Genomic DNA, 20,473 nt, shown 5'->3' with positions numbered 1-20,473 from the left:
GGGTATGTACTTCTGCGTTTGTTATAGTCTGCGTCATGGTCCGTCTCCTTTGGATAAAAGTGTGGTAACTAATATCCTGGCACATTGTGATGCCGTTTAAGAAGCGGGACGGACCATCCCATTAGACACCGGAGTGCTAAACTAGATACGCAGCTGCGGGTCTGACCTCTGGTCTGACCCAACTTTCTCAGCGTTTTCCAGATTGTCTGAGAGTCTACCAGCGGATGACAGGCTGAAGGCCTGTCACCGATGATGCTTCATCTATCGGCTACAAACCGCCCCGCCAATCTGTACCCACTCATCATCATTTTGAATCTGCAGTACATCAAACACCTGCACTTCGGCCGGTTTGATGTCGTAGCGGGTCAGTAGTTGGCAGACGCGTTCGGCGTCGCTATTACGGTTTTGGCCGTTGGGTAGAACACCTACCCCTAAAATATGCCCCTTATCCCACCAGACAGGTCGAGCAGGGAAGGTAGGATCTTTGGCGAGCTCAGCTTCAACCTGTGCACGAGTCTGCAGTGACACTTCCGGCTTACCACTCTCAATGTAGTAGGTAACGGCAGCAGCTAAGATAATCAGAATGAGCAGGGTAAGGCGTTTGTAGCTTTTCAAGGGGAGACCTCAATAATCAGTTGAGGCGCAGTGTAGTATGAGGGGAGAGGAAGAACAACTCGACCAAAGAAAAAGGCCGCTGATGCGGCCTTTATTGAATTATTCAGGTGTATCAATGTAACCACATGATCCACCATTGCCACAACGGATGGTCACTGATGCATTACCACCATCAGCAAGTACATCAAACCCTACAATTCCCTCAGCTGGATCAATACCATTACAAGCACTAACAGTTGCAGCAGGGTCTGCTGTCGAGTTTTTAGAAATCTCAAATAGACGGTCGTTGGCAATTGCTTTTGCTTCGGCTAAGCATGCAGCATCAGCAGAGTCTTTGACATAATCATCATAAGCCGGCAATGCGATCGCAGCCAAAATACCGATGATCGCCACAACGATCATCAATTCAATTAGGGTGAAGCCCTTTTCTGTTTTCTTCATCATAAGAAACTCTCCAGTGAGTTAACTATTAATTTAATTAAGCGGTACATCCCTTGTGCCACTTGAACCCTCCCTGAGGGCTTCTCAATCCGTTATCTTAAACATAGACCAGATTTGGGAAGTTCCAAGTAAAAATTAAAAAAATATAAATTAATTTGAAAAACCCTTATTTGACTCACTTTTTTTCGTTTAAAGGTGCAGTAATTCGATTTCTTTGCCATAGTTAGGAGAGTTAAAAGAGAATTTGTAACTCATAATTTAGGAATCATCTGTGCAGGCATCGAGTAACTTAAGCGGTTTAGCGAAGCGGTTGGTTAGTGACGGAGTGTTTACTGCCGAGACTGCGCAACAGGCTCTGCTTAAAGCACGTGCAGAGCAGCGCTCGTTTATCTCCTATTTGATTGCCAATCGTATAATCAGTGCCCGTCGTGCGGCCAGTGCCGCTTCTGAAGAGTTTGGTCTGCCGGTATTGGATCTGGATGCCATCCCGTTGGATGTGATTCCTAAGGATGTAGTCGACTCTAAGGTGATTGTTCGCCACCACGCACTACCACTGATGAAGCGTAATTCTCGTCTCTATGTGGCGATCTCGGATCCGACCAATATCAAAGCCCTCGATGAGATGCGCTTTACAAGCGGTCTTCCGACCGAAGCGATTTTGGTGGAAGAGGATAAGCTGACGCGTAAGATCGAGATGGTGCTCGATTCCGAGGACAGTTCCGCCTCCCTTGGTGATCTTGGTGATAGTGACTTAGATAACCTTGAAGTGAGTGATACAGAGCTGCCAAAAGAGGAGAGCAGTGCTGAAGATGCTGCATCCGATGCGCCGATTGTTCGCTTTATCAATAAGATTCTACTGGATGCCATCAATGGTGGGGCATCCGATATCCACTTTGAACCCTACGAGAAGAGCTACCGTGTCCGTTCACGCATCGATGGTATATTGCAAGAGGTTAGCTCACCGCCTAGGAACCTAGCAGCGCGCCTCTCTGCGCGTCTTAAGGTTATGTCCAATATGGATATTGCCGAGCGTCGTGTGCCGCAGGATGGCCGTATCAAGTTAAAGATCTCGGCTAAGCGTTCTATCGACTTCCGTGTAAACAGCTTGCCGACCCTGTGGGGCGAAAAGATCGTACTGCGTATCTTGGATCCCTCCAGTGCCAAGATGGGCGTGGATGCCCTGGGTTTTGAGCCAGGGCAGCGTGAGCTCTATCTAGACACTCTTTCCCGTCCACAAGGGATGGTGTTGGTGACCGGTCCAACCGGCTCGGGTAAAACGGTGACGCTCTACACCGGTTTGAACATCCTCAATGAAGAGGAGCGAAATATCTCCACCGCGGAGGATCCAGTCGAGATCAACATGGATGGGATTAACCAGGTCCATGTGAATCCGAAAGTGGGTTTAACCTTTGCCGAAGCCCTGCGCGCTTTCCTACGTCAGGACCCGGATGTCGTTATGGTCGGTGAGATTCGAGACTTGGAGACTGCCGAGATCGCGATTAAAGCGGCTCAGACCGGCCACATGGTGCTATCAACCCTGCACACCAACTCTGCACCAGAGACGTTGACCCGCCTAAGGAACATGGGCGTGGCTTCATTCAATATTGCGACCTCAGCCACTTTGATCATTGCTCAGCGTCTGGCTCGTCGACTCTGTACCGGTTGTAAAAAACAGACCGATATCCCACACGAAACTCTGTTAGAGCAGGGCTTTGAAGAGTCTCAACTCGCCGACCTTAATCTGTTCGAGCACAACCCTGACGGATGTCCACGCTGTAATCGTGGCTATCGCGGTCGTGTCGGTATCTACGAGATGCTGGAAGTCACGCCAGCCGTGGCAGAATGCATTATGGAGAATGGTTCGTCGCTCGACATCCTTGAGGTGGCGAAACGTGAAGGCTTTGCTACGCTTAGGACAGCAGGGCTTAAAAAGGTTGCTGAGGGACTGACCAGTCTCGAAGAGATGAACCGCGTCATTAAAAACTGATCATTGACGCTTAATTGATTGATAGAAGTACTCTGAATGGCGAAGACCGCAGCGCGAAAAAAAATTAAAGAGCCAAAGATACTGACCTTTGCATGGACCGGTAAAGATAAAGCCGGTAACAAGAGTAAAGGTACGGTTGATGCGTTGACGCTCTCTGAAGCGAAGATCCAGTTGCGTAAGCAGGGGATCAACTACGACAAGGTCAAAAAACAGAGCGTTTCGATCTTCTCGAACAAAGATAAACCGATTAAACCGATCGATATCGCCTTTTTCACACGTCAAATGGCCACCATGATGCGTTCGGGCGTTCCACTATTGCAGGGCTTAGATATCGTGGGTCAGGGTGCTGAGAAGGCGAAACTGAAAAAACTGATTTACGATATTCGTGCGGATGTGAATGGGGGATCGGATCTATCGACTGCGTTGTCACGATTTCCACAATATTTTGATGATCTCTACGTCTCGTTGGTCGCTGCCGGTGAGCAGTCGGGTTCCCTAGAGGCGATGCTGGATCGCTTGGCACTCTACAAAGAGAAGAGTGAAGCGCTTAAAGCCAAGATCAAAAAAGCACTAACCTACCCAACCGCGGTGATTGTGGTTGGTCTTCTGGTCACCGCGATTCTGTTGGTGAAAGTGGTACCGGTGTTTGAGGATGTCTTCGGCAGCTTCGGTGCCGACCTGCCCGCCTTTACTAAGTTCGTCGTTAATCTCTCTGAGATCGCGCAAAGTTATTGGCTCTATGTGCTGGGCCTGCTGTTTGTCGGTGGCTACTTCTTCCGGCGCGGCATGATCCATTCGAAGAAGTTCAGAGACTCCGTCGAACGAGCCAGTCTTAAAATCCCAGTGATCGGAGGTATTCTTTATAACGCGGCGGTTGCTCGATTTGCCCGGACACTGGCGACGACCTTTTCAGCCGGTGTCCCTTTGGTGCAGGCTCTGGAGTCCTGTGCAGGTGCCGCCGGTAACGTGGTGTTCCACGATGCCATCATGCAGATCCGCAACGGTATAGCGGCCGGACAATCCTTGAAAAATGCGATCAATATGACCGGAGTATTCCCCGTGATGACCGTTCAGATGGTCGCCATCGGTGAAGAGGCTGGCTCACTCGACTCCATGCTCGATAAAGTTGCAGAGTTCTTCGAAGCGTCTGTCGATAACGCCGTTGATAACCTATCCAGTCTTTTAGAACCGCTGATCATGGTGGTGCTAGGTACCCTGGTTGGTGGTTTAGTTGTTGCCATGTACCTACCGATCTTCCAGCTTGGGCAGGTTGTTGGGGGATAATCTCTGGGGCCGGTGACTGGCCTTCAGCCTGTCATCTGCTGGTAGATTTTAACCGGCGATCTGGAAAACGTTGAAAGAGTGGATGTCAGGCTAAAGCCAGACACCGCTGCTGTTGGCTAGATCCCCATTAATACCCATCGCGGCCTTTTCAAGACCGCTCCAACAGTGCCTGATTCGAATCTTGTGCCGATTTATCCCCGTCCGACTGAGAACGAGCACGGTGTTCTTTTTCGTTAAGACGTTGAAAGGATCGAGCCCCGGATGGGCGAGAGTTTCAGCGCCTGCACGGAGCAGGCTTAGAAACACGACGTTTTGTATGCAGATGATGCAGGTGCAAATCATCTGTCTGAAATGTGCCTTTCGATGTTAGAAAAAGAGTATCGCGCGCAGTGTGCCGAAGGCCGAAGGAGCGGGGTGTGTTTGATCCACAGGATGTGGTGAATGCCGAAAGTGCAGGAGCACACTTTCGGCCCTGCTTCTTCTTTGCTCACACAAAGAAGAAGGCTAGCCGACGCTAGTCGGATAGATTGCCCTTGATCTTCCCAAAACAACAACACAAAAATAGTTAGCTGGCACAGATCAAACCCATTAAAATAATGGCCTATTATTTTTAACTCCGAGGTACTCTCCATGGCTGTCGGTCCTGACACTCTTCCTACGCTTCACCCTGTTGCAGGTTTCAAAATTGGTATTGCCAGTGCGGGCATTAAGAAGCCTGGGCGTCGCGATATTGTGGTGATGGAGTTTCCAGAGAGTGCGTCAGTAGCGGGCGTATTCACCAAAAATGCTTTCTGTGCGGCGCCTGTCCATTTAGCGAAAGCCAATATGGCGAAGGGTCAGGTGCGTTACTTGGTCACTAATACTGGGAATGCGAATGCCGGTACCGGTGAGCAGGGGATGGCGGATGCTAAAGCGGTCTGTGCTGAGCTTGCACAGCGCGCGGGTGTTGCCGAGTCTCAGGTGATGCCCTACTCAACGGGCGTGATCGGTGAGCCTCTGCCTGTCGATAAGATCGTTGGTGCATTAGATGCGGCATTAGCCGATCTTAAAGAGGACAACTGGTTGGATGCTGCTTGGGGCATTATGACGACCGATACCCGTGCTAAAGCAGCCTCTGAGCAGATCGAAGTGGATGGCAAAACCATCACGATTACCGGCATCTCCAAAGGTGCAGGGATGATCATGCCAAACATGGCGACAATGCTCGGCTATGTGGCGACCGATGCCGAGATTGATCAGGTCTTGTTGCAGTCGTGGATGAGTGCTGCGACGGAACGATCCTTTAACCGCATCACTGTCGATGGCGACACCTCGACAAATGATAGCTGTACTCTGGTTGCGACGGGTGCTTCTGGGGTTCGAATAGAGGCGGACAGCGCTGCAGCAACGGCCTTTGTTGAAGCCTTTAACCGTATTATGTTGCAACTCGCTCAGTTGATTGTGCGTGATGGCGAGGGCGCAACGAAGTTTGTTGAGATCCGTGTCGACTCGGCTGAAACGTCAAAAGAGGCGTTGGATGTTGCTTACACCATTGCTCATTCGCCACTGGTGAAAACCGCTCTATTCGCCAGTGACCCTAACTGGGGCCGTATCTTGGCCTGTGTGGGTCGTGCCGGCATTGAAAACCTTGATCTGGACGCGCTGCAAATCTACTTAGGCGATGTCTGCATTGTCGAGAAAGGTGGTCGAGCGGCCAGCTACACCGAAGAGCAGGGGCAGGCTGTGATGAATGAGGAGGATATTCTGATTCACGTGGTGCTCAACCGAGGTAGTGCGAGCGAGACGGTTTGGACGACTGACCTATCGAAAGAGTATGTGTCGATCAATGCCGACTACCGTTCATAAGAGACTGTTCAAATAATCGCTATGAAACAGATACTGGTTGCCGCTGCCGCAATACTGAATCCACAAGGCCAACTGCTGATTGCCAAGCGCCCCGATGATAAACACCAGGGCGGGCTTTGGGAGTTTCCGGGCGGTAAGGTAGAGGCCGAAGAGTCGGTTGAGACAGCACTTAAGCGTGAACTGCTAGAAGAGATCGGTATTGAGATTGTGAAGTGTGAGCCTCTGGTCCGCATTGAGCACGACTACATCGATAAATCGGTGGTCTTAGATGTCTGGGTGGTCAGCTCATTCAGTGGCGAGGCTTCCGGTTTAGAAGGCCAACCCATTGAGTGGATCAACCCTGTTGAGATGGACTCCTACCAATTTCCAGAAGCAAATCTGCCGATTATCGCCGCACTGAAAACGAGATTGGGCCTCTAATGCCTCCGTTTATTGTAGGGTTAACAGGTGGTATCGCCAGCGGTAAAACGGCCGCCGCTGATCGTTTAGAGTCCCTAGGTGCAACACTGGTGGATACCGATCTTATTTCACGCGAAGTGGTGGAGCCTGGTCAGCCGGCACTGACTCAGATTGAACAGCACTTTGGGCCTGAAGTGATTCAAGACGATGGCCATTTGAATCGTGGGGCGCTGCGTGAGAGGGTTTTTCAAGATCCCAGCGAGCGTCAGTGGTTAGAGGCCTTGCTGCACCCGCTGATTCGTCAAACGACCCTCGAACGAGCTTTAAACGCAGATACCCCTATTGCGGTGGTGGTTGTGCCGTTGCTGTTTGAGAGCGGGCAATACCAAGAGATCGATGCGTCGCTAGTGATCGATGTGCCGGTCGAGGTACAACGACAGCGAACCTTGAGTCGTGACGGTGTAAGTGAAGCGCAGGTCGATTCGATTCTTGCCGCCCAGATGGATCGTCAGTCACGAATTGATCGGGCCGATTATGTGATCAGCAATACCGGCACCCTGGATGAGCTTTATTCTCAGGTGGATGCGCTCTATCATCAGCTGACCACTCAACAAACGACATAATCCGACAGGAGCCCTTGTGAAAGTTAAATGCCCCACCTGCGAAAAAAAGGTCGAGTACTCCACCGAAAACAAGTACCGCCCATTCTGTTCAGAGCGCTGTAAGTTGATTGACCTAGGCGAGTGGGCAAGCGAGGGATACAAGGTCGCGACTCAGCCGGATATTGAGGATTTCAGTTCGGGTATGAGTCCTGAAGAGTTTGAACATACACCGACTCGGCATTGAGTTTGTTGGCAAACTCATTTAAAGCAAAAGCTATCTATCCGACTGGCGTCGGCTAGCCTTCTTCTTTGTGTGAGCAAAGAAGAAGCAAGAAAACACACCCCGCTCCTTCGGCCTTCGGCACACTGCGCGCGATACTCTTTTTCTAACATCGAAAGGCACATTTCAGAGCCTGCTCCGTGCAGGCGCTGAAACTCTCGCCCATCCGGGGCTCGATTCTTTCAACGTCTTAACGAAAAAGAGCATCGTGCTCGTTCTCAGTCGGACGGGGACGATTGGCACGGGATTCGAGTTCGGCACTTTGTTGGAGCGGTCTTGAAAAGGCCGCGATTGGTATTCATTAGAATTATCTAAAAGCATCAGTGACTGGCTTTAGCCTGTCATCTGCTTTATCGGTGTTTTCCAGATAGGCAGTAAAATTTACCTGCGGATGACAGGCTGAAGCCAGTCACCGGCACTATCGCGACCTCTGCGAGATCGCTCCTACGATATTACTTATCTGAACTAGACCAACCGCATTGATAGATCAATCGCGCGGCAGTGCTTGGTGAGCGCGCCAATCGAAATGTAGTCGACTCCGGTTTCGGCGTAACTCACCAGGGTGTCGTCGGTGATGTTGCCGGACGCTTCCAGTTTGGCTCTGCCATCAACCAAGGCAACCGCTTCGCGCATCTGATCGGGAGTGAAGTTATCGAGCATGATGATGTCTGCACCCGCTTCTAGGGCTTGGTTTAACTCGTCAAAGCTTTCGACTTCGACCTCCACCGGTTTGCCTGGGTGGTTGGACTTGGCTTGTGAGATGGCGGATTCAATGCCGCCGGCCGCTAGAATGTGATTCTCTTTGATTAGAAACGCATCAAACAGACCGATGCGGTGGTTGTAGCAACCGCCGCAGGTGACGGCGTACTTCTGTGCCAAACGCAGCCCCGGAAGTGTCTTGCGCGTATCTAAGAGTTTAACTGGGGTGTTGGCGACCTTGTCAGAGTACTGTTTGGCGAGGGTGGCAGTGCCTGATAACGTTTGAAGGAAGTTCAGTGCTGCGCGCTCTCCGGTCAATAGGCTTCTGGCCGAACCTTTTAGAGTGAAGAGCAGTGTGTTCGGTGCGACGGAGTCCCCATCTGCCACTTTCCAATCTACCTCTACGGTCGGATCGACCTGCTTAAAGACCTCATTGACCCAAGCACTGCCGGCAATCACCGCTTGATCGCGTGAGATGATCTCGGCTTTGGCCTGCTGGCTCTCTGGGATCAGCTCCGCCGTGATGTCACCTGTACTGACGTCCTCTTCAATTGCAAGACGGACATTCGCTTCAATGGTGGGCTTTATGGTTTCTAGCGTTAGCATCGACAGGGACTCTTCGGGTAATATGATTTGAGCAGGTATTGTACGTGATCTTACCTGCATCGCCACTGTTAGCGGGGTTCAATTTGTCAGTTAGTTTCAGTATCGATCAGCCTTCAGGCCGGCTCATAGGCGCCGACTGGATCGCCTCGCCCAATTGTAATGAGCGACCTAGTGATGAGATCTCACTGTTGGTGATTCACAACATCAGCTTGCCGCCAGGACAGTTTAATACTCAGGCGGTAGAGCGCTTCTTTTGTAATGAGTTGGACTGCAGCGAGCACCCCTACTACCAACAGATAGAGGGGTTAGAGGTCTCTGCCCATCTGCTTATAGAGCGGACGGGGCGTGTGGTTCAGTTTGTACCATTTAACAAGCGTGCATGGCATGCCGGGCAGTCCAGTTTTGATGGACGCGAACAGTGTAATGATTTCTCGATTGGCATTGAATTGGAAGGGAGCGATGATCAACCCTTTACCGATCAGCAGTACGACCAATTGGTTCAGATCACTGAGCAACTGCTGACCCACTACCCGCTGATTACCCCACACCGAATCACCGGTCATAGTGATATTGCACCGGGACGTAAAACCGATCCGGGACCCTGTTTCGATTGGGGTCGTTATTTAAACGCCCTTTGATCACTGTCAGCTAACTAATGGGAAAAAGTCGCGACAGTAACACGGGTACAGCGGTCTCGACCCGTAAAATCCGCTCCCCAAGGTGAATGGCCTCTAGCCCCTGTTGCTGCATCAGATCGACTTCGTAAGGGATAAATCCGCCTTCAGGACCGACTGCTATCAATGTCTCTTCATCTGATGGTTCAGGGCAGAGTGAAGCGTTGTAGGGATGGGCGATCAGTGCGCGTTTCCCATTAACCAGCGCTGGCAGTTCATCCTCAACAAAGGGTTTAAATCGTTTACGGATATGCACTTTGGGCAGTTGTGTGTCGCCAGCTTGCTCTAGACCCAGAATCAGATGTTCGCGGATCGAGTCTTCTGACAGGACAGGCGTTGACCAGTAGCTCTTATCGACGCGATAGGCGTTGATCAGGTAGATCTCTTTTACCCCCATGGCGGCTAGGGTTTGAAAGGTCCGTTTCAACATTTTTGGACGGGGTAGGGCCAGTAGTAGAGTCGCTGGCAGTGGTTTGGGGGGCTCTTTTTGAAGGTCAACCTTAAGGGATACCGACTCAGAATCGATCTGATCCACTCTGGCTGAGCCAATCAGTCCATTCAGTTCGCCCGCTCTTAGGGTGTCGCCGACCTCTAGTTTTTGTACTTCAAGCATGTGGCGGTGACGACGGTCACTGATGCGCACCTCAGTTGAGGAGGTGAAATCCTCTTTTTCTAGAATCAGTAAATTCACATTAAGCCCTGACAAATTTTGTAATAGTGTACTGCAAAGCTGGGTGTGCGTGGGAACCTAGGTTATAGTGCCCGCATGTCTAAAGCTGCAGATCTGACTAATGACCCGATAAGACCGACACTGGTGCGCATGACTGTGCCGATGATGTTCGGCATGATCAGTCTGATGCTGTTTAACTTGGCAGACGCTTGGTTTGTCGGTCGCTTAGGCACTTGGCCGCTGGCGGCACTATCCTTTACCTTTCCGATTAGCTTCTCGCTGACCAGTCTGGCCATCGGTCTTGGTGTGGGGACTTCTGCAACTCTAGCTCGCCTGATCGGTCGCGGTGAGAAACAGCGAGTGGCACGTTTAGCGACTGATAACCTACTGATGGCAGTTTTGATTACTGCTGTGGTGGGCTTTATCGGGCAGTTTCTTTTGATCCCCATCGTAGAGTTGATGGGGGCTGCTGAGTATCTGATCCCTTATATAGACGTATACATGTCGGTCTGGTTCTTTGCGGCCATCTTTATGGTTCTGAACATGGTCTGTAACAGCACCTTCCGCTCGATGGGTGATACTCGCACCTCAGCCGCGCTGATGTTGGGCTCTTCAATTCTCAACTTTATTCTCGATCCCATCCTGATTTTTGGTTGGGGCGTGATCCCTGCGATGGGCATACAGGGCGCTGCCATTGCCAGCTTAATCGCTTGGGCGATTACCTCTGTGTTAGCGATTTGGGTGCTGTTCGTTCGTAAAAAGATGATCCTGCTGGGAGTACTAGACCCCAGTGTGTTGTTTAAAAATTGGCGTTCAGTCCTAAAGATCAGTCTGCCCGCGGCTCTGTCAAATATGATGACGCCGCTGGCTAACGGGATTTTGACAGCGATTGTTGCGCAGCATGGTGCAGCTGCGGTTGCAGCGTTTGGGGTAGGCAGTCGTATCGAATCTCTGGCCCTACTGGTCTGTTTGGCCTTGTCGATGACGCTGCCACCTTTCATAAGTCAGAACTTAGGTGCGAAACAGATCGCGCGTGTTAAGTCTGCCTACAGTGATGCGGTGTTCTTTGCATTGAGTTGGCAGTTGTTGATCTACCTGCTGTTAGCCCTTGGTGCAGGGCTTTTAGTGCCACTGTTTACTAACGACTCTGAGGTTGGTCGCTGGTTGGTTCTCTGGATGTTGATTGTACCGCTGGGCTTTGGATTTCAGGCGACTACTTTCCTCAGCTCGTCCAGCTTTAATGCTCTGCATCTACCTTATCATGCGATGCGTGTCAGCATCGTTCGACTCTTTCTCTTCTACATTCCACTCGGCTGGCTAGGTAGCACCCTGTTCGACCTTAAAGGGCTCTTTATCGGCCTAGTGGTAGCGAATGCGCTGACGGCGCTGTTCGCTTGGTTCTGGATGATCCGGACCCTAAAAAGGGTCTAATCAGACGTCATACCACTGTCATCTCTCTGGTTTAAATTGATCCACTACTTTGGTTCATTGTCTGACATTAAAACTTGTCAGGTTCTAAAAAGTAGAGTAATTACTTATCTAACGTAGGGTTTTTAAAGCCTCCATGGTCTATGTTTTTCCATTTCTTGTTTGCAGAGAGTGGAACGCAGAACGCAAAAAGAGAGGCCAATTCCCTGCATATCAATCGCCTCATTGAGAGTCGATCACAACACAAGGGTGAATAATATGAGTCAAAAAGTCGCACTTGTTACTGGTGGTACCGGTGGCTTGGGTGTCAGCATCTGTCGCAAATTGGCTGATGCTGGTTTTAAAGTCGTTGCTGGCTACAACTCAGGTGGTAATCACGAGAAAGCCAAAGCTTGGCAAGAGGAGCAACGCAAAGATGGCTACGAGATCGAAGTCGCTTACGGTGATGTCACTAATGCTGAGTCTTGTGCTGAGTGTATTGCGACGGTTGAAAGGCTAACTGGTGGTTCAGTTGATGTCCTAGTCAACAATGCGGGTATTACTCGCGATGGTCAGTTCAAGAAGATGAGCTGGGAACAGTGGGACGAAGTACTTAGCGCCAACCTCGACAGTATGTTCCACATGACACGCCTAGTGATTAACCCAATGCTTGAGAAAGGCTTTGGTCGTATCATCAATATCTCCTCTGTGAATGCGCAGAAAGGTCAGTTCGGTCAGGCAAACTACTCTGCAGCTAAAGCGGGTATCCACGGCTTTACCAAGGCGCTGGCGCAAGAGGTGGCTGCTAAAGGGATTACCGTCAATACGGTGTCACCTGGTTATATCCTAACTCCAATGGTGGCTAAGATTGATCAGGCAATTCAGGATAAAATTACCTCAACGATTCCGGTTAAACGTTTCGGTACACCGGATGAGATCGGTCGCACGGTAGCCTTTATTGCGGACGAAGAGTCGGGTTACATGACCGGTGCGGACTTCTCAGTGAACGGTGGTCTTCACATGTTCTAATCCCTCTCTAATAGAGTTAGGGATTAATCGATGTCAGACGCAATTATTTCAAAAGGCGATTTAAAGGCCTAGTCATTGCGTCTGACATCACTTTCACTCAATTGACTTCAACGTCGCCATCCACATAGATCCATTTGTCAGCCTCACGGCGAAAATTGGATCGTTCGTGCAGCACCCCCGTTCTTCCATCGGCCGCTTTAAAGTGAGCATTGAACTCGACCTGTCCTTTTTGGTGCAGAGGTCCACCCTCATGCGTATCCAGTATCTCCAGTTTCACCCACTCGGTTGAGCGAAGCTCTTGTGCCAGCATGTTCGCTTCACCTGGTGAGCGTCGCTCTGGCGCTAAAGTATCGATCAAATAGTCCACAGCACCGACAGAGAAAGCGGTGTAGCGTGAGCGCATCAGCTTTTCAGCAGTGGGTGCGACTGCGATGCCGGCTAGATAGGGTTGGCAGCACTCTGAAAAGGGGGCGCCACTGCCGCAGGGGCAGTTTGATTCAGTAGGATTGTTTAGCATTTTTAGAACTCTCTTAGCCAGAATGGAAAGGGCCTGTTACTCTTAACGCTATTATCAGCAATTTTCATCAAGGATGCGAAGATGAGTGCGCAAAACGAGACGTTTTTTTGGCACGACTACGAGACCAGCGGAACCGATCCACAACGAGATCGTCCCATGCAGTTTGCTGGTATTCGGACCGATGCCGACCTCAATATCATTGAGGATCCTGTGATGATCTACGCTCGTCCTGCCGATGATATGTTGCTGCACCCGATGGCCTGTTTGATTACTGGGATTACGCCACAAATCGCCTTAGAGAAAGGGCTTAGTGAAGCCGAGTTCATCGCAAGGATTCATGCAGAACTTGCACGGCCGGGTACCTGCGGTGTCGGTTACAACTCAATCCGCTTTGATGATGAGGTGACGCGAAATACCCTCTATCGCAATTTCTACGATCCCTATGCGCGTGAGTGGCAAAATGGCTGCTCTCGTTGGGATATCATCGACATGTTACGTCTCACTCGCGCACTTCGTCCCGATGGAATCGTTTGGCCTACCTACGAAGATGGCACGCCGAGTTTGCGTCTGGAAGATCTGACCAAGGCTAACGGCATTGAGCATGGTAGTGCCCACGATGCGCTATCTGATGTCTATGCCACCATTGCGATGGCCAAGCTGGTTAAAGAGAGACAACCCAAGCTGTTTGATTATGTGATTCGGAACCGCTCCAAGTTGGCGATTCAAAAACTGATCGATCCGCAAAGCATGAAGCCGGTGTTACACATCTCATCACGTTACCCGGTAGAGCAAGGCAATATGGCGGTTGTTGCCCCGATTGCGGTGCACCCAACCAACAAGAATGCCAGCATTGTTTGGGATCTACGACACGACCCAGCCCCGCTTTTTGAACTGACTGCCGAGCAGATTAAACAGAATCTCTATCTCCCGCGCGATCAGCGTGATGAGAATACCCCTAAATTAGCTCTGAAGTTACTGCATGCCAATCGTTGCCCGATTGTGGCACCGGCCAACATGTTGCGCGGTGATGAACCGGCAAAATTTTCCATTGATGGCGATCAATGTCGGGCGCATTTGGCGCTATTGCGCAATGAACCTAATCTCCGAGAGAAACTGATGGCGGTTTACCAAGAGGATCGCGATGCGATTGCTGACCCTGATCTGCAGATCTACTCAGGGGGGTTCTTCTCGAATGATGACAAAAAACTGATCGATCGCGTGCGTGAGGCGGATGAAGAGAGCTTGTACGAATTACAGCTGCCGTTTCAGGATCCCCGTCTAGAGGAGATGTTACTGCGTTATAAAGCTCGAAATTTCCCAGAAACCCTAACCGATGAGGAACAGTTGAGTTGGGAGGAGTTTCGAGCGCAAAAGCTACTGAAAGGCACCGGTGGTTACCTCACCTTTGAAGCACTCTATGCAGAGCTGAATCGCATTGCTGAACTACCGGAGACTACGGCTGAGGAAAGGGCGATATTGGAAGATATCGCCCTCTATGCGGAGTCGATCTACCCCTTTGAACCTTAGAGAGTATGACTAAGATTGCTCAGGGTTAGCCTCTATCCAAAGTTTACGTTCAAGCAGCTGATCTGCGCGTTTGAGTATCTGCTCAGGCGTCAGATGGTCTAACGCGGTTAGAAGCTGCTCTCTGGTATCAAAGTTTAGGTTGTCACGATCAATCTCTCGCCAGAGTCTTTCAGTCTCATCCGCCAACCGCTTGGAGGGTGAGGCAATTCGCGAGCGCAGACTTGCTCGATACTGTTCGATGTTTTGCTCTAGCTCTGCTGCTAACCCTGCACGCCAACCCGATAAGAAATCACTATAAGCCTGTTTCAGCGCTTGCGAATCAGCCGTCGGAGATTGCACGGTCAAACCGACTCCGGGTGTTTCACCTATAGGTAGAAGGTTTGTAAAGACCACATAGCCCAGTTGCTGCTCTGTTCTCAGCTGAGTGTAAAACGGTGTCGACAGAAGCTCGTTGATCAGAGCGGTTTCCACGCGTGCTTGAGCCGTGTCACTGTCCGCCTGAAGGTAGAGCAGCAGTGCGGAGTCGGTATGAGCGACCGAGATCGATTTAGTTGTCTCTCCATCATCTAGGCTGTTCGCTTTGATCGGGTTCACATTAGCGGGTTTCATCGCAGACAGTGCTGAGTGAACGGTTGAGCTGATCAGCTCGGCTTGTTCACGACTGATATTACCGTGGATAAACAGTTTTAACTGACCTTCAGCAAGCAGTTTCTCTCTCTGCTTGGAAAGATCAGCCAGTGTCATCGAATCAATCACCGCCAGTTTCTCTTCACTGCTCCAGCTATTATCCAATAACTCTTGGTAGAGCAGGGCAAAGGTTCGGTTGTAGGGTTTCTCTTTAAGGCTGTTGGCAAGATCCTCTTTAAGGTTCTGCTTCAATCGAGCAAACAACGCCTCATCCTGCAAAGGCATACTCAGAGACCTGAGCAGTGTTTCTAACAGACGATCCAGACGCTGGTTGTAGCCACTCACTTTAATGGATAGGCCTCGCAGGTGAGGGTAGATCTCGGCGTTCAGTCCAGCCAGTGCGGCATCGTAGAGCGCTTCGTTGAGCTGTTCATTGATCATGTCGGTCAACAGTGAATTGGCGACGGATGCGGCTGCATCAGGCTGAGCATTATTCGACAGTATCGCCAGATTGATTGCTCCTCTGGGCTGCTTGTAGCTGACATCAACCTTGTGCAGCGCAGTGAGATTACCCTCTTTAAAAACAGTCTCAGGCAACTCTGCTTGCGTCTCTTCGAGAAGATCGAACTGATCAGCAATATAGGGATTCAAGGGTTTAATGCTGAGGGCCGGAATGAGTTTTGGACTCTTCCAGCGCTCTAGAAGGGCGGAGTCGATCGTTTTAATGCTGTAGTCGATCTCATATCGAGGTTCTTGCTGATCGGTCTCAACCTGCTGTGAATAGAGGCCTAGCACTAAGTTGTCCGGCGTCATGTACGAGAGGTAGTCATTAATCAACGCGGCATCAAACTGATCAAACGCGTAGGAGGCCCTGATCAATTCAGCCTCAGGGTAGTCCACCATCATCTTAGAAAGACGCATCACGTTGTGGATCGGTTCTGAACTCTGCTGGAATCGGAACTCATTCATCGCAAGAAGAGCTTGTTCATCAAAGAGTGACTGTTGAACACCGGCCTGTTTAATAAGCTCAATTTTGCTAAACACTGCCTCAATCACACGCTCTTTCTGCTCCAGACCTTTTAGGGTGAGATCGATATGGATATCAAAGGTCGATTGTTCGGGTTGATCGATGCCAATCCAAGCCCCGACGCTGTCGGCTAGACCTTCATCCTTAAGGTAAGAGAGGAGTGACCCTTTGCCCTCATAGCCGATTTGGTTTGCAATAAAGTAGAGCGGTTTTTTCTTCCAGTAACCTTCTCTGGGGGGAACAGGAAAAGTGAGCGTTAGTTGGCGGCTCTCTTTGAGGGTTTTGATGCGAATCTCACGACCTATCTCGTTCTCTGTGAACAGCGGCACCGCATCGCTGTAGGGCGTGGCGTTGCTGTTTTTAACCTTAGAGAAACGCTGAGTTACTAGCGTCTCTAGTTCGTCTAAAGAGAGCGGTGCGCTGACCACTAGTGTCATCAAATTGGCCGAGTAGTAACGGTTGTAAAAGTCGATCAAATCGGGGCGGATGGGGTTCTCTGGCGTGTTTTCCAGAGTATCGAGGTTGCCGACCGAAAACTGGGTCCAGTTGTGCTCTGGGTTCATCGCCTCTTTTTTAGCCACGTAGATGCGACGTCCATCATCCAGCCGTTTTGACTCGTACTCAGAGTGGACGGCATTTCGTTCACGATCCACGTAAGCCTCAGTGAAGAGTGGTGCTATGAAAAATTGAGCGAAACGATCGAGCGCTTCTGGGAACGCCTCTGCTCGGACATCAAAAAAGTAGTTCGTATCATCGTAGGCGGTGAAGGCGTTGTGGCTGCCGCCATTAGAGTTAATGAACGCTTGATAGGCGTCCGCCTCTGGGTATTTTTCGGTGCCTAAAAAGAGCATGTGCTCTAGGAAATGGGCCAGTCCTGCACGCTCCGGTGGGTTGGCGCTACTACCTACTTGTACATTCAAGGAGGCGGCTCCTTTGTCGCTCTGCATATCCGAGATCAGCAATGCTCTTAACTGATTGTCCAGCTCAAGAATTCGATACTCACGAGTGTCGTTGAGGCTTTTGATTACGTCGGCACCAACGATCGACGACAGTGATAAAAAAACGAGAAATAGAAGAGAAACGATCGATTTCTTGATCACGATGTGAAATACCCCCTAGATAAACAGTCACGATAAGTGTTAGCTTCAGTCATTAATATTAAGCCTAACTTAAACGTCGTTAAGATGTTGAACAGAAATACGTTTTAAGCTGACTAACTGGATTATTGGGAGCGCTTGTTGATGAACCGTGAAAAGGTTGTATTTGGATTCTTTATCATCTTAGCCCTGACGCTGAATGTCGGCTTTGTTCTTGGGGATATCGATAATCCTGCACATCATGAAGTGTTTGAGCTCTTTTTGGCCCTGGTAGTTAGTTTAATTTGTACGGTGTTGAAGTTTGGTGACCGCAGCCACCTTGGAGCACTGTTGCTGGCGACCAGTTTGGTTGCCGATTTGCAATTGATTGCAGCTGCGGTGGTCTGGGCGTATGCCGAGCAGATCTCGTCACTGGGAATGACGGATGGGACGATGGCGAGTATTGTGTCGCTTGCTGCTGGTGCACTGGTGGCGAATGTTGTGTCGGTGGTTCTGCTAGTGGTTGAGAGTGCGTCGATTCGTCGATGAATACACTGCTTTATATTCTACTTAGGCGGCTAAGACTGCCCCTGAGCGTTCTAATCGGCGTTTACGCCGTCTCTGTGCTTGGGTTTGTTTTAATACCTGGGCTTGATGATCAGGGTCAGCCTTGGCGTATGGATTTCTTCCACGCCTTCTACTTTGTCTCGTTTATGGGTTCCACCATCGGTTTTGGTGAGATTCCTTACCCATTCACCAGTGCTCAGCGGATGTGGACCCTGGTCTGCATCTACGCAACCGTCATTGCTTGGCTCTATGCCATCGGTGCCATGTTGAGTGTGCTGCAAGATCAAGGATTCTCGCGTCTGTTGCGCACTCGCCGTTTTGCTCATCAAGTTCGATCGATTCGAGAGCCCTTCTATCTAATTTGTGGCTTTGGCACAACGGGCCGAGATGTGGTGGCTGGACTAGAGCAACAGGGTATCAAGTCAGTGGTCATCGATATCGATCAGAGCCGAATTGATGCTTTAGAACTTGAACAGTATTCACTGCCGGTGGTGGGTCTATGTGCCGATGCTTCACTGCCAGAAAATCTCGATCTGGCCGGTTTGCAGAACTCAAGTTGTCTGGGTGTGTTGGCCCTGACCAATGATGATAACGTCAATCTGTCGGTCTCGATTGCCAGCAAGCTGCTCTATCCGAAACGCATTGTGGTGAGCCGCAGCGAAAATGATACGACCACTGCCAACCTCTACTCCTTTGGCACCGATCTGGTAGTTGACCCCTTTAAGCAGTTTGCCGAGTACCTTGGCCTAGCGGCCCACAGCCCGCAAAAGCACCTGATCGTTGATTGGCTAATTTACTCTGAGCACCGCTCAATCGCATCAACCTATAAGCATCAATCGGGTCGATGGATTTTATGTGGCTATGGTCGCTTTGGTCGCGCGTTAGCTGGCTCAATGCGTGCTGAGGGGACAGAAATTACGTTAGTGGATCCTCATATGGATAGCTTCAGAGGTGATGAGCCCACATCGATTGTCGGTATAGGTACTGAGGCGTCTACCCTGATTCAAGCGGGTGTTGAAGGGGCGGTGGGTATTATTGCCGGTACCGGTAATGATGCGGATAATCTGTCGATTATCATGACCGCTCGCGAATTAAATCCTAGGTTGCAGACGGTTGTTCGCCAAAACTTGGACTCTAATGAGTTAATTTTTGAGCGACTTAAAGCCGATTTTGTCATGAACCCAGGACGTACCATTGCCAGTCGCATTCTGGCTCATCTCCGTACACCCTTGCTAGCTGAGTTTTTAGACCAATCGATGGCGCTTGATGAAGTGGATGCCAGAGAGCTTATTCAGCGCCTCAATCGCTTGGTAGGTGATGGCCAGGTTCGCATTCAAGCCTTTACACTGGGCGATGAGACGCCTGCTGTAAAAGAGTGGATAGAATCTGGTCAGATCCTGACGTTACGATCACTACTCAAATCCCCAGCAGATCGAGCAAAGGAGCTGAAATGTTTGGCTCTGCTGGTGAAGCGTGGTGGTCAATTTATGATCGAGCCGGGTGAGCTGACTGAGCTGCAGTTGGGAGATCAGATCCTGTTTGCCGGGAGAGGGGCGGACCTGTCTCAACAGCGCTGGTTGTTTGAGAACGCTCGTACTCTCAATTACGTTGTGACAGGTGAAGAGCCGCATTACGGTCTGTTGAGTTATTTTGCTAAAGGAAATGCACGTTGATCGCCTATCTATTGTTGATCTTAACGCCACTATTTTGGGCGGGTAATCATGTCGCGGCTAAAGGAGTGGCTGATATTGCCGACCCACTATTGATGGCATTTTTACGCTGGGGACTCGCCTTTTTGATCCTATTGCCTTTCTGGCTGCCCAAAGCGATTCGACAGTGGCCGATTATAAAAGCGCATTTTCCACTGCTCTTTTGGTTATCACTCACCAGTGTGGGGTGTTTCAATACTTTCATCTATTTGGGGGTTGAGACGACCACCGCTACTAACACGACCTTGATGCATGCAATTATTCCCGTTCTAATTTTGCTCTTGAACCGACTCTTTTTCAAAGAGTCTGTGGGCGGGCTGCAGTGGTTAGGGATAGCGGCTTCACTAATGGGAGTTCTTGTACTGATTACCCAAGGTGAGTTACAGCGAATTGCCTCACTGCACCTTAACCCAGGGGATGTCTGGATATTGGCTGCGATTGTGACTTGGGCTCTCTATTCGATCACCTTAAAGTTCAAACCTAAAGAGCTAGAGCCGTTCACCTTTTTCGGGCTGTCGGTTTTGATTGGTTTGCTTGTGATCTTCCCATTCGCACTGTTTGAGCAGGGTGGCTTTGTCGTGCCGACTCTCGAGACGCCGGTCTGGGCGGTTGTGGTCTATATTGCTATCTTTCCCTCGATACTCTCTTACTCTTTCTGGAATCGTGGTGTGGCGCAGTTGGGCGCGTCGACCGCTGGGCTGTTTATCTATCTGATTCCGGTATTCGGTACCCTCTTGTCTATCTTGGTGTTGAATGAGACTATGCACAGCTTCCATTTAATCGGAATTGCCCTCATTGTGCTCGGCATCTGGTTGGCCGTCGTAAGACGAGTGATAGCAGGTATTCGACAAAACCGTACTAAAACCGTTAATTGATCTGAGGTTT

18 protein-coding genes and 1 pseudogene are annotated in these 20,473 nt (G+C 50.2%); 13 read left to right on the top strand and 6 right to left on the bottom strand.

All coding sequences use genetic code 11. The annotated features are described in order from the left end of the window. Positions 1–261 precede the first annotated feature (261 nt). On the bottom strand, positions 262–615 hold the full coding sequence (locus tag XMA152_RS08835) for a hypothetical protein (RefSeq protein WP_173480417.1): 354 nt from the start codon (positions 613–615) through the stop codon (positions 262–264). A 338-nt stretch (positions 616–953) separates the two neighbouring features. Further along, positions 954–1,056: pseudogene (locus XMA152_RS12465) on the bottom strand (prepilin-type N-terminal cleavage/methylation domain-containing protein); the annotation flags it as partial. Between the two features lie 271 nt (positions 1,057–1,327). Here XMA152_RS12465 and pilB point away from each other — a divergent pair. The 6 genes from pilB to yacG all read left to right on the top strand — a co-directional run bounded on the left by pilB (position 1,328) and on the right by yacG (position 7,417). Next, entirely contained in the window at positions 1,328–3,043 is a 1,716-nt protein-coding gene (gene pilB / locus XMA152_RS08825) for a type IV-A pilus assembly ATPase PilB (protein WP_173483369.1), read from the top strand. A gap of 36 nt (positions 3,044–3,079) precedes the next feature. Further along, positions 3,080–4,327, top strand: a complete 1,248-nt coding sequence (locus XMA152_RS08820; protein WP_173483368.1) for a type II secretion system F family protein — start codon at positions 3,080–3,082, stop codon at positions 4,325–4,327. 630 nt (positions 4,328–4,957) lie between these two features. After that, positions 4,958–6,172, top strand: coding sequence for a bifunctional glutamate N-acetyltransferase/amino-acid acetyltransferase ArgJ (gene argJ / locus XMA152_RS08815; protein WP_173483367.1), 1,215 nt, complete (start codon positions 4,958–4,960; stop codon positions 6,170–6,172). Between the two features lie 21 nt (positions 6,173–6,193). After that, positions 6,194–6,592, top strand: coding sequence for an 8-oxo-dGTP diphosphatase MutT (gene mutT / locus XMA152_RS08810; protein ID WP_173480421.1), 399 nt, complete (start codon positions 6,194–6,196; stop codon positions 6,590–6,592). Then, complete coding sequence (gene coaE, locus XMA152_RS08805) at positions 6,592–7,194, top strand: dephospho-CoA kinase (protein ID WP_173480422.1); 603 nt, start codon at positions 6,592–6,594, stop codon at positions 7,192–7,194. The genes mutT and coaE overlap by 1 nt, the downstream gene beginning before the upstream one ends. Before the next feature lie 16 nt (positions 7,195–7,210). Then, complete coding sequence (gene yacG, locus XMA152_RS08800) at positions 7,211–7,417, top strand: DNA gyrase inhibitor YacG (protein WP_173480423.1); 207 nt, start codon at positions 7,211–7,213, stop codon at positions 7,415–7,417. A 501-nt stretch (positions 7,418–7,918) separates the two neighbouring features. Here the strand turns inward: yacG and nadC are convergent. After that, complete coding sequence (gene nadC, locus XMA152_RS08795; RefSeq protein WP_173483366.1) at positions 7,919–8,758, bottom strand: carboxylating nicotinate-nucleotide diphosphorylase; 840 nt, start codon at positions 8,756–8,758, stop codon at positions 7,919–7,921. 101 nt (positions 8,759–8,859) lie between these two features. Between nadC and ampD the strand changes: the two genes are divergently transcribed. After that, positions 8,860–9,396 carry a 1,6-anhydro-N-acetylmuramyl-L-alanine amidase AmpD gene (gene ampD / locus XMA152_RS08790; RefSeq protein ID WP_173483373.1) on the top strand — a complete coding sequence of 179 codons (537 nt, stop codon included), beginning with the start codon at positions 8,860–8,862 and terminating at the stop codon, positions 9,394–9,396. Positions 9,397–9,406: 10 nt separating this feature from the next. Here the strand turns inward: ampD and XMA152_RS08785 are convergent, their stop codons facing one another. Further along, complete coding sequence (locus XMA152_RS08785) at positions 9,407–10,123, bottom strand: 16S rRNA (uracil(1498)-N(3))-methyltransferase (RefSeq protein ID WP_173480426.1); 717 nt, start codon at positions 10,121–10,123, stop codon at positions 9,407–9,409. Positions 10,124–10,198: 75 nt separating this feature from the next. Between XMA152_RS08785 and XMA152_RS08780 the strand changes: the two genes are divergently transcribed. Together XMA152_RS08780 and phbB are read left to right on the top strand one after the other, a co-directional pair. Continuing rightward, the gene (locus tag XMA152_RS08780) at positions 10,199–11,533 is read left to right on the top strand and encodes an MATE family efflux transporter (protein ID WP_254443538.1); all 1,335 of its coding nucleotides are present in this window, start codon (positions 10,199–10,201) and stop codon (positions 11,531–11,533) included. 255 nt (positions 11,534–11,788) lie between these two features. Beyond that, entirely contained in the window at positions 11,789–12,538 is a 750-nt protein-coding gene (phbB, locus tag XMA152_RS08775; protein ID WP_173480427.1) for an acetoacetyl-CoA reductase, read from the top strand. A gap of 97 nt (positions 12,539–12,635) precedes the next feature. Here the strand turns inward: phbB and XMA152_RS08770 are convergent, their stop codons facing one another. Further along, positions 12,636–13,055: a YchJ family protein gene (locus XMA152_RS08770; protein ID WP_173480428.1), complete on the bottom strand. Its 420-nt coding sequence runs from the start codon at positions 13,053–13,055 to the stop codon at positions 12,636–12,638. A gap of 81 nt (positions 13,056–13,136) precedes the next feature. On the opposite strand from XMA152_RS08770, the gene sbcB reads away from it, so the two are divergent. Beyond that, a complete protein-coding gene (gene sbcB, locus XMA152_RS08765; protein ID WP_173483365.1) occupies positions 13,137–14,582 on the top strand; it encodes an exodeoxyribonuclease I in 1,446 nt (481 codons plus the stop codon). A 9-nt stretch (positions 14,583–14,591) separates the two neighbouring features. Here sbcB and XMA152_RS08760 read toward each other — a convergent pair whose 3' ends face one another. After that, positions 14,592–17,336, bottom strand: coding sequence for an insulinase family protein (locus XMA152_RS08760; protein ID WP_173480430.1), 2,745 nt, complete (start codon positions 17,334–17,336; stop codon positions 14,592–14,594). 141 nt (positions 17,337–17,477) lie between these two features. Here XMA152_RS08760 and XMA152_RS08755 point away from each other — a divergent pair, with 141 nt between their 5' ends. From XMA152_RS08755 to XMA152_RS08745, 3 genes are read left to right on the top strand one after another with little or no spacing between them, the layout of a single operon-like run. Continuing rightward, complete coding sequence (locus XMA152_RS08755; protein WP_173480431.1) at positions 17,478–17,861, top strand: DUF6394 family protein; 384 nt, start codon at positions 17,478–17,480, stop codon at positions 17,859–17,861. Next, entirely contained in the window at positions 17,858–19,552 is a 1,695-nt protein-coding gene (locus XMA152_RS08750; RefSeq protein WP_173480432.1) for a TrkA family potassium uptake protein, read from the top strand. Before XMA152_RS08755 ends, XMA152_RS08750 begins: the two co-directional genes overlap by 4 nt. Beyond that, positions 19,549–20,463: a DMT family transporter gene (locus XMA152_RS08745; RefSeq protein ID WP_217361980.1), complete on the top strand. Its 915-nt coding sequence runs from the start codon at positions 19,549–19,551 to the stop codon at positions 20,461–20,463. Before XMA152_RS08750 ends, XMA152_RS08745 begins: the two co-directional genes overlap by 4 nt. Positions 20,464–20,473: the final 10 nt, after the last annotated feature.

The organism is Marinobacterium sp. xm-a-152 (genome assembly GCF_013282965.1).
Classification (GTDB): Bacteria; Pseudomonadota; Gammaproteobacteria; order Pseudomonadales; family Balneatricaceae; genus Marinobacterium_E.
Note: the sequence above shows the minus strand (reverse complement) of the source record. Positions and strands in the feature narration are given on the sequence as shown.